This window comes from Gammaproteobacteria bacterium (assembly GCA_028817255.1).
Taxonomy (GTDB): Bacteria; Pseudomonadota; Gammaproteobacteria; order Porifericomitales; family Porifericomitaceae; genus Porifericomes; species Porifericomes azotivorans.
The window spans coordinates 1-3701 of record JAPPQA010000059.1 but is presented as its reverse complement, the minus strand read 5'-3'; the positions used below and the strand labels follow the sequence as shown (position 1 = coordinate 3701).

The 3701-nt window shown below is 68.6% G+C and carries 4 protein-coding genes; 1 reads left to right on the top strand and 3 read right to left on the bottom strand.

What is annotated here, in order from left to right; all coding sequences use genetic code 11:
* The 3 genes from OXU43_03010 to OXU43_03000 form a co-directional block, all read right to left on the bottom strand.
* The coding region (locus OXU43_03010; protein MDD9824130.1) for a proton-conducting transporter membrane subunit at positions 1-1049 on the bottom strand (1049 nt) is incomplete at its 3' end.
* Positions 1049-2461 (bottom strand): proton-conducting transporter membrane subunit, encoded by a 1413-nt coding sequence (locus tag OXU43_03005; GenBank protein ID MDD9824129.1) that lies wholly within the window; start codon positions 2459-2461, stop codon positions 1049-1051. The genes OXU43_03005 and OXU43_03010, both read right to left, overlap by 1 nt.
* Before the next feature lie 85 nt (positions 2462-2546).
* Positions 2547-2894, bottom strand: coding sequence for a cation:proton antiporter subunit C (locus OXU43_03000; GenBank protein ID MDD9824128.1), 348 nt, complete (start codon positions 2892-2894; stop codon positions 2547-2549).
* A gap of 167 nt (positions 2895-3061) precedes the next feature.
* On the opposite strand from OXU43_03000, the gene OXU43_02995 reads away from it, so the two are divergent.
* Entirely contained in the window at positions 3062-3697 is a 636-nt protein-coding gene (locus OXU43_02995) for a cyclodeaminase/cyclohydrolase family protein (protein ID MDD9824127.1), read from the top strand.
* Positions 3698-3701: the final 4 nt, after the last annotated feature.

The following is a 3701-nucleotide window of genomic DNA, read 5'->3' as shown; positions in this document are numbered from 1 at the left end:
CCGGCGCAGAAGAACAGCGTGATCTTGCCGAAGGCGTGGGTGGCGATATGCAGTCCGCCGCCGACCCATCCCACGGAGCCGGCCAGGGCGGCGCCCAGGGCGATATAGGCCAGCTGGCTGATGGTCGAATACGCCAGCCGCTGCTTCAGGTGATCGCACTTCAGGGCGATGACGGCGCCGATCACGATGCTGGCGGAGGCGATGTAGATCAGCAGCTCCGCTGCCATGCTGCCGTCCAATTGCGCCGGTCCGAAGGTGAACAAGGCGATTTTCAGCAAGGCGAAGCCGCCGGCCTTGACCACCGCCACGGCATGCAGCAGGGCGCTGACCGGCGTCGGCGCCACCATCGCCCGCGGCAGCCAGCGGTGCATGGGGATCAGGGCGGCCTTGCCGATGCCGAAGGCGAACAGCAGGAACAAGGGCGCGGTCACCGTCTCCGGCTGGCCCGCGAGGATGCCTCCCGGCACGAAGTCCAGCCGCCCCGTCAGTTGCCATACCCACAGGATCGCCAGCAGCATCAGCCCCATCGAACTGCCGAGCAGATAGGCGAGGTAGCTGCGCCCCGCCCGCCGCGCCTCCGGGGTGCGCTGGTGCGTGACCAGGGGGTACGTCGTCAGCGTGAGCAGCTCGTAGCACAGGAACAGCGTCAGCAGGTTGGCGCTGAAGGCGATGCCGACGGCGCTCGCCAGGGCCGCCGCGAAGCAGGCATGGAAAACGGGCTGTCGGGGCAGCCCCTTGCCGTGCGCGTAGCCCACCGAGTAGATCGCGGTGGGCAGCCACAGCAGGCTGGACACCGCGGCAAACAGCCAGCCCAGCGGCTCTACCCGGAACGCGATGGCCAGCCCGGCCAGCGGTTCGCCCAGGCTCCAGGAGGGGTATGCGCCGCCGGCCGCCGCCGGGTACAGGGCCGCCACCGGGAGCAACAGCAGGGCCGGAGCGAGCAGCGCCCAGGCGTCGCTCAGGCGGGGCCGCCGCCGGCTGGCGAGGATCAGCGCCGCCCCCAGCAGCGGAACGGCCAGGCAGCAGGGAATGAGCGCGGCGGCGGACATTAGCCCGGCACCAGCAGCATGGCGGCCCGGGTCGCCCACCGTATCGGCAGCGAGGAATCAATTCCCAGGGCCAGTATGGCCGCCGCCAGCAGCCAGAGCGGGATCAGCATACTCGGAGGCGCCTCCCGCAATTCCCGGTCGCTGGCGGGCGCCGGTTGCAGGCAGATCGGCTCCAGGAACTTCCAGACGTAGCAGGCCGCCAGCAGAGAGCCGCCCAGGATCAGGAGCGCCAGCCACCACCATCCCCGATCCAGCATGGCCTGCGCCAGATACCACTTGCTGACGAAGCCGGCCGTGAGGGGGACCCCGACCAGGCCCAGTCCGGCCAGCGCCAGGGCCGCCGTGGTCCAGGGCATGCGCGGGCCGATGCCCCGCAGCTGTTCCAGCCGGGCCGTGCCCGCGCGCAGGTACAGGCAGCCCACCGCCAGGAACAGGGCGCCTTTGATCAGGGCGTGGTAGAAAAGATGCAACAGGCCCGCGGCCATGCTGCCTACCGTCGCCAGGCTGGCCCCCAGCACCATGTAGCCGATCTGGGCGATGCTGGAGTACGCCAGCAGCCGCCGCAGATCCCGCTGCAACAGCGCGGCCAGGGAACCGAACAGCACGGCCAGAGATGCGGTCGCGATCAGCACCTTGTCCAGTTGCACCTGCTCCAGGACGCTTCCCTGGTCGAAGACGGTGAAGCCGATCCGCAGCCAGGCGTAGAGATACACCTTGGCGCCGGTGGCGGCGAAGAAGGCCGCGATAGGCGAAGGCGCGTAGGTGTAGGCGTCCGGCAGCCAGACGTGCAGGGGGAACAGGGCGAACTTCAGGGCCAGTCCTACGGTGATGAAGGCGAAGGCCATGACCGCCGTGCGGGTATGGGCTACCGGCCCCAGCCGCTCGGCCAGATCGGCCATGTTGAGCGTGCCGGTCAGCGCGTACAGGTAGCCGATGCCGACCAGCAGGAAGGTTGCGCCCAGGCTGCCCAGGAGCAGATAGCGGTAGGCGGCAAGCAGGGCCCGCCGGTCGTGTCCCAGTCCCAGCAGGGCATAGGAGGACAGGGAGGCAATCTCTACGAACACGAACAAATTGAATATGTCGCCGGTGCCGACTACGCCCAGCAATCCCGCCAGGTGCAACTGCAGCGCGAGGTAGAACAGGTACAGCCGGTCGGCGGCGATCTCGGCCGCGGCGCAACGGCGGGAATACCACGCGACCAGGGCGGCGACCGCCGAGACCAGAAACAGCAACGGCGTGTTGAGCGCATCCAGGCGGTACTCGATCCCCCAGGGGGCCGCCCAGCCGCCGAAGGCATAGGTAATTTCCCCCTCGGCGGCCACTTGCAGCAGCAGCGCCCCGGATATCGCCAGGCAGCCCAGGCATACCGCCTGGGCGATCCGCCAGGCCCATTCCGCGCGGTGCGCCAGCATGCACAGAGGGGCGCCGAGCAGGGGCAGGATCACCTGCAATGCCGGCAGATGCGCGCCGCTCACCGCCCGCTCACCGCCTGCCCGTTCACCGCCTGCGTTGCCGCGCGCGCAATTCGTCTTCCCGAATGGTGCCGAATGCCTGGTAGATGCGAACGACCAGCGCCAGCCCCACTGCCATCGTCGAGATGCCGACCACGATCGCCGTCAGGATCAGGACATGCGGCAACGGGCTGGCATAGACCGCGTATTCCGCCGCCAGGACGGGCGCGGTGCCGCCCCGCAGGTATCCCAGCGAGATATACAGCACGAACACCGAGACCTGGAACAGGTTGAGCCCGATCAACTTGCGGATCAGGTTGTCCTGCGCGATGACGATGTACAGCCCCGTCATCATGAGCAGAATGACCATCCCGTAGTGGTAATACGTAAGCATGGGCGCATTATCTCCAAAACGGCGCGTCCCTGTCCGCGCGGGGGCGCCGCGGTTGCATGTAAAAAGGCCGCGCGGTGGCTTTGCGCGGCGGTTCCCCGTACAGTATATGCGTTTCCACGTCGGTTTCGGAGACATGGGGTTTCGGAGATATGGGAGGAGGCGACCGGATGCAAGACGAATCGTTGACGGGATTTCTGGACGCGCTGGCCAGCGAGCGGCCGACGCCGGGCGGCGGCGGCGCCGCCGCCGTCATCGGCGCGGTGGGCGCCGCGCTGGTCAGCATGGTTTGCAACCTGACGGTGGGCAAGAGCGCCTACGCCGACGTCGAGCCGGAAGTGCGGGCGCTGCTGGAGGACGCCGAGAAACTGCGCCGCCGGCTGTTGCGGCTTGCCGCCGAGGACGTGGAGGCGTTCCAGGGCGTGATGGCCTCCTACCGGCTGCCGCGCGCCACCGACGAGGAAAAGCAGGCGCGCAGCGCGGCCATCCAGGAGGCCCTGCGCCGGGCGACCGAGACGCCCCTGGCCTGCGCCGAGGTCTGCTCCCGCCTGTTGCGCCTGAGTTACGCGATTACCCAGAAGGGGAACCGCAACGTGATCAGCGATGCCGGGGTGGCCGCGCTGGCCGTCGCCGCCGCCCTGCGTAGCGCCGCCCTCAACGTCCATGTCAACACCGGCGCCATCCGGGATGCGGACTTCGTGGAGGCGGCCCACCGCCGCTTGCAGGAATCGCTATCCGGCAGCGACGAATTGCTGGAGGAGACCTACCGCAAGGTGCGGCATCGAATGGAAGGCGAGGGTGCGTGATGAG

Coding starts and splice junctions, on each gene's coding strand:
- OXU43_02995 (MDD9824127.1), top strand. CDS start 3,062: ATGCAAGACGAATCGTTGACGGGATTTCTGGACGCGCTGGCCAGCGAG.
- OXU43_03005 (MDD9824129.1), bottom strand. CDS start 2,461: ATGCTGGCGCACCGCGCGGAATGGGCCTGGCGGATCGCCCAGGCGGTA.
- OXU43_03000 (MDD9824128.1), bottom strand. CDS start 2,894: ATGCTTACGTATTACCACTACGGGATGGTCATTCTGCTCATGATGACG.